Here is a 6,877-nt window from a genome sequence, read left to right on the forward strand (position 1 = left end):
ACCTTCGCGCAGATGAACGACGGGAAGGCCTTCGTGGGCAACGTGGGGGTGGGCGCGGGCGCGACACCATCTACGCCGGCGCGGGCGACGACGTGGTCAATGCGGGTGCGGGCAACGACATCGTGTTCGGCGGCGCGGGTTCGGACATGGTCGCCGGCTACGACGGCGACGACTTCATCGAGGGCGGGGACGGCAACGACTGGCTGGAAGGGGACTACACCGTGCAGGCCATGGACGGCGAGCAGGCGGTGCAGACGCTGACCTACCACGGCGCCAGCATGGTCATGCGCAACACGCTGGATGCCGCGCGCCATGGCAGCGACGTGCTTGACGGCGGCGCGGGCGACGACACCCTGATGGGCGGCGGCAAGAACGACCTGCTCTATGGCCGGGCGGGTGACGACCGGATCTATGGCGACCACCTGCGCATGAACGGCCCGCAAACCGGGGACGACCTGCTCGATGGCGGTGACGGCGACGATGACCTGTTCGGCGGCGGCGGCAACGACGTGCTGCTGGGCGGCGCAGGCAAGGACATCCTGGAGGGCGACGACCGCACGGGCGAGATCGATGCGCAGTGGCACGGCGCCGACCTGCTGGACGGCGGCGCAGGCGAAGATGCTCTCTACGGCGGCGGTGGCGACGACACCTTGCGCGGGGGCGACGGCGACGACTGGCTGGCCGGCGAGGACGAACGCACCGAGAAAGCGGTATCCACCCTCACCGGCAACGACGTACTGGATGGCGGGGCCGGCAACGACGCGCTGATGGGCGGCAACGGCAACGACGCACTTATGGGTGGCGAGGGCAACGACCGTTTGAGCGGCGGTGCGGGCAACGATACCTTGCAGGGCGGGGCCGGCAGCGACTGGATGGACGGGGGGCTGGGCGATGACACCTACGTGCTGGAGGCGGACGACGTGCCGGTGAACTCGACCAGCACCGCCGAGCTGTTGCGCGACGCGGGCGGCAACGACACCGTCGTCGTCTCGGGCCGGCTGCAGGCCGCGCGCACGAACAGGGCGGCCAATCTGGCGCTGAGCGTGGGGGACCCTGCCGAGCAGCGCGCACTCATTCTGGAGGACGGGTTCACGGGTGCATTCGAGACCCTGGTGGTCGATGGGGTGCAAACGCGCGTGTCCGAGTGGATCCGTGCCAACGTGACGGAGGACAAGACACTGGCGGCGGGCGCAGGAGGCGAGGCGTTCGGGGGCGCCGGCGCCGACTTCATGGTCGTGGCGGCCGGCGGCGCAACGCTGGAAGGGGCCGGAGGCAACGATACCTTTGACCTGTCGCCGGCCAATGAGACGGGTGGCGCGCGGCTGCGGTTCCGGCTGGGCGACGGGCAGGACGTGGCCATTGGCTCAGTGAGTGGCGCCACCCTGGCGGGCCTGCCCAGCGGTGGCACCCGCCAGGCCAACGTGTTCGAGTTCGGCGAGGGCATCACGGCGGCTGGGGTGTCGCTGGTGCGCCAGTACGTGGGGAGCGACATGGCGCTGTTCCTGCGTTACGGTGCGGAGCCGGGCGGTGCGGGCGGCGACTCGATCCGCCTGGATGGCCTGACGGGCGAGGACGGACGGACCTTCGACCGCCTGGAGTTCGCCGATGGCTCGGCCGTGACCTGGGACGAAGCGGTGGCCCAGGGCATCGTGCTGGACATGCGCGCACGCACCGATTCGGGCGCCTGGTATGGCGAGGGCACCGCCTACCGTGACCTCATCACGGGGCGCGACGGCAGCGACCGGATCTACGCAGGATTCGGCAACGACGTGGTGAATGCCGGCAGCGGCGACGACCAGGTGTGGGGCGGCGCGGGCAACGACGTGATCGATGCAGGCGCCGGCAACGACAAGGTGTACGGCGAAGCTGGCAGCGACGTTTTCCTGTTCGGGCGCGGCGATGGCAAGGACGAGTTCTCTGCCGGGCCTGCCGAGGCCGGCGCGGTCGATGTGCTGAGCTTCAAGGAGGGCTTGGCGCTGTCCGACCTGGTGGTCTCACGGGTGGACGACGATTTGCTGGTGCGCGTCGTCGGAACGGACGACCGCGTGACCGTGCGCTCGGCCTATGCCGATCAACCGCTGGCGCGTGTGGAGTTCGCAGGCGGTGCGGCCTTCGCGCTGGCCGATCTGCCGCTCACGCCGGGCAACGCCCAGGCCAGCGCGGGCGCCGACACGATCCACCTGCTGCCGGGCGGCGATAACGTGAATGCGCAGGGCGGTCAGGACGTGGTGCGCGGCGGGCGTGGCAACGACACGATCGACGGTGGAGCCGGCGACGACCAGCTCTATGGCAATGCCGGCGACGACGTGCTGTCCGACAGCGTGGGCTACAACACCTTCGATGGTGGCGATGGCAATGACCGCATCACCGGCACGGGCAGTGCGGTCTATGCCGGGGACGGCGATGACACGGTGGAGGTGCCCGGCGCCCAGGTCACTCTGGGTGCGGGCAACGACACCCTGGTCGTGCGCCGTTCGGTGGCTGCTACGGGGCAGACGTTGCTGCTGGACGGCCGCACTGCCGCAGGCACGGCGCGCACCGTGCGCTTTGCCACCGGCATCGCGCCCCAGGACGTGACCCTGGCTGCCGTGCCCGGCAGCAACGGACGCAAGGATCTGCTTTTGCAATGGCCCGGCACGGGAGCCGGTGGCGTGCAGCAGCTACGCATCGATGGCTTCATGGGCTTCGAGGCCGACCGCCAGGGGCTGCGCTTCACCTTCGAGGATGCGCCCGCCACGGTGTGGAGCTACCAGGATGCCTACCGCCGAGCCAACGTGGGCACGGCCGGCGACGATGCGCTGCAGGGCGGTGCCGGTGACGACGAACTCGACGGCCTGGCCGGCAACGATGTCATCGAGGGGCTTGCCGGCAACGACGTGCTGCGCGGCTCGCAAGGCGCGGACACGCTGCGCGGGGGCGAGGGCAACGACACGCTGATCGCAGGCGAAGGCAGTGCGATCGCGGCCGACCTGCTTTATGGCGAAGCCGGAGACGACGTGCTGGTGGCCTCCACCAGCGGCACCTCGCGCCTGTCGGGCGGCGAGGGGGCGGACACCTTCCGCTTCGGCCCGGGCGGGCGGCATGTGATCGTGCAGGACGACGCCGTGTCGCAGGACGTGCTGGAGTTCGACGCTTCGATCGCGCCGAAGGACGTGACCGTCACGCACGTGAACGGCGCGGCCATGCTGGTCGCCCGGGACCCGGTGTCCGGCGCGCTCCGCGTCTCGGTGGAGCTGCAGGGCCTGCTGCGCAACGCGCAGCCGGGCGGCGTGGCCGAGGTGCGCTTCGCGGGCAGTCCCGCCACCGTGTGGACGCTGGAGAACCTGCGCGAGCGCGCGCTCCAGGGCACCGCGGGTGCGGACACGGTGATCGGCTTCGACTGGCGCGACGACCGCCTCGCCGGTGGCGCGGGCGACGACACCCTGCGGGGCCAGGGCGGCAACGACGTGCTGTCGGGCGATGCGGGCAACGACGTGCTCGAAGGCGGCCTGGGCGACGACGTGTACCTGGTCGGCAAGGGCGAGGGGCGCGACGTGATCACCGAGACCGGTGGCACGGACACGCTGCGCTTCGGGGCGGGCATCGCCGCGGCGGACGTGAAGCTGGTGCGCACCTCCAGCCCTCCCACCGACCTGACCGGCCGCACGACGGCGTTCGCTGCGGCGGACTCGCTGGTGGCCGTGCTGCCCGGGGGCGGGCAGGTGTGGATTCCGGGGTTCTTCAGTGCGGGGGGCGGGATCGAAGGGATCGAGTTCGCCGATGGCGCGCGCTGGAGCCTGCAGGACATCCAGAGCCGCACGGTGGACGCTCGCGGCACGGCCAATGCGATGCAGGGCACGTCAGGCGACGACACCTTCACCGTGGACCATGTGGCCGACACCATCGCCGAAGGCGCGGGCCAGGGCACCGATACGGTCAGCAGTGCCGTGTCGTATGTGCTGCCCGGCGAGGTGGAGAACCTCACGCTCACGGGGTCACTGGACATTGCGGGTGTCGGCAATGCCGCCGCCAACGTCATCACCGGCAACGCGGGCAACAACGTACTCAACGGCATGGGCGGAACGGACCGCCTGGTGGGCGGTGCGGGCGACGACATCTACGTGGATGCGGCCGGCAGTGCCAGCGAAAACATGGACGTCATCGTGGAACGTGCCGGGGAGGGCAACGACACTCTGCTGCTCGATGCCAAGAACCGGATGCTGGACGAGAACGTCGAGAACCTCGTGCTGATGGACTGGAGCAATACCTTCCGAATGATCCCCTTGGAGTCCTATTACGGATTCCAGCCTTCCTACCAGCTCTACGATGGACGAGCGGACGAATCCCGGCTCCAGCTCAGCGGAAACACCGGCGACAACACGATCGACGCGACGAACCAGGGTCGCATCAGTGCCACGTTGATGCGCAACCGTTCTGAAGTGCTCGGCGGCATCGTCCTGGATGGGGGCCTGGGCAACGACACGCTGATCGGCGGCGCCGAGGACGACTACTACGTCCTCGACAGCCTGGGCGACAAAGTGGTGGAGACGGGCATCGCGGACAACGGGACCCAGTTGTCCCTCAACGACACGGTGGTCTCCTCCCGCATTTCCATCGACCTGCCGCTCCATGTGGAGAACATCGAACTGCTGGGCGACCAGGCGATCAACGCCACCGGCAACGACCAGGCCAACCAGATCCGCGCGTCCAGGAACACGGCGCGCAACGTGCTCACCGGCAAGGGCGGTGACGACACCTACTACGTGGGGATCGACGACGCGGTGGTCGAGCAGGCCGGCGGCGGCACGGACCGGGTCATCATCGACGTCATGGCGATTGGCGCCGCGGCCTACCATTCCAGCGGCAAGGTGTTCCGCCTGGACGACTACGCCAATGTGGAAAACCTCGCGGCCAACGGGCAACTGCGCGGCAACCAGCCTGCGCAGGGCGTGCACCTGGTGGGCAACGCCGGCAACAACACCGTGAGCGGCTCCTTCCAGGACGACATCCTGGAAGGCGGTGCGGGCGACGACGTGGTGGAAGACCAGTACGCAGCCATCCGCCCGAGTGCTTCGTTGTACTCCAGCGGCTGGGACAACGATGAGCTGCTGGGTGGCGCGGGCGATGACCGCCTGGTGAGCTATGCCGGGCGCGACGTGATGGACGGCGGCACGGGCAACGACACGCTCGTCGGAGGCGATGTCTTCCGTTTCGGGCGGGGCGATGGCCAGGACGTGATCACGGCATGGACGGGCCGCGCCAGCGCGGACCGGCAGCAGGCGCTGCGCTTCAAGGCCGGTGTCGTGGCCTCCGACGTCAGCGTGCGGCGGGTCGGCGATACCTTGGTCGTGGGCATTCGCGGCACCACCGACCAGGTCACCGTGCAGGGCTTCTACGGAGACCAGGAATTCAACGCGGTGCGGCGCATCGAGTTCGCCGACGGCACTGCCTGGGGTTTCGACGCGCTGATGCGCATGACCGACCCGAACACCGTGAACCACGCGCCGCTCCTGTCGGCAGCGCTGCCCGAGGCCAAGGCCGCCACGAACACGCCGTTCAGCTTCGCGTTGCCGGCGGGCGCGTTCAAGGACGAGGACGCGGGTGAGGTGCTGACGTACAGCGCCACGCTGGCGGATGGCAAGCCTTTGCCCGGGTGGCTCGTGTTCGATGCATCCAAACCCTCGTTCAGTGGCACCCCAGCCGCCGCCGACCAGGGCGCTTTGAACGTGCGCGTGACGGCCACCGATGCGATGGGCGCGCAGGCGAGTGGCAGTTTCGCGCTGAGCATCGCCGCGGGGAACCGGCCGCCCGTGGCGGGGGCTGCGATCGCGCAGCAGCGCGCCACGGAAGACGCCGAATGGCGGTTCACGGTGCCTGCCAGCACGTTCACCGATGCCGACGCGGGCGATGTCCTGACGTGGAGTGCCCAGCACTTCAACGGAGGGCCCCTGCCAGCCTGGCTTTCGTTCGACGCCGCCACCCGGACCTTCCACGGCACGCCGACGGGCAACGACGGCGGTACGTTGGCCGTGGCACTGGTGGTCACCGACCGTGCAGGTGCCTCGGCGCGCCTGGGCTTCGATGTGTGGGTGGAGACTGTGAACGACGCGCCAGTGGCAAAGACCCCGCTCACCGCCCAATCGTTCAAACAAGGCGCCGCATGGAGCTTTGCCTTGCCGGCCGATGCGTTTGTCGACGAGGACGAGGGCGACGTGCTGACCTATTCCGCCACCCTGTCATCCGGCGCTGCGCTGCCGGCGTGGCTGACGTTCGACGCTGCCAAGAAGACGCTGCGCTCCTCCAGCACCTCGGCGCCGGCGGGCAGCTACGAAATCACCATCACAGCGACGGACGAGGCGGGTGCCAAGGCCTCTCAGAAGTTTTCGTTGACCGTGCAGTCCAGCACGATTGCAGGCACCAGCGGCAACGACACCCTCACCGGCACCAGCGGCAACGACACCATCGACGGCGGCGCTGGCGCTGACACGATGACGGGCCTGGGCGGTGACGACACCTACGTGGTCGACAACGCCTCCGACAAGGTGGTGGAGGCTGCGAATGCGGGCACCGACACGGTGCTGTCCAGCGTCACCTACACCCTGGCGGCGAACGTGGAGAACCTGACCCTCACCGGTACGGCCGCCATCAACGGCACGGGCAATGCGCTTGCCAACGCGCTCGTGGGCAATGCCGGTGCGAACCGGCTGGACGGCGGCGCGGGTGCGGACGCGATGACCGGTGGCGCAGGCAACGACGTGTACGTGGTGGACAACGCGGGCGACACGGTGATCGAGGCCGCCAACGGCGGGACGGATGCCGTGGAGTCTTCCATCACCCACACCCTGGCGCGAACGTGGAGAACCTGACGCTGACCGGCACGGCCGCCATTAATAGGCAC

1 protein-coding gene is annotated in these 6,877 nt (G+C 69.2%); it reads left to right on the top strand.

The annotated features are described in order from the left end of the window. The coding region (locus AC27KI_RS16605; RefSeq protein WP_487114810.1) for a putative Ig domain-containing protein at positions 1-6,845 on the top strand (6,845 nt) is incomplete at its 5' end. Between the last annotated feature and the right edge of the window lie 32 nt (positions 6,846-6,877).

The organism is Acidovorax sp. KPB24-03 (assembly GCF_057546605.1).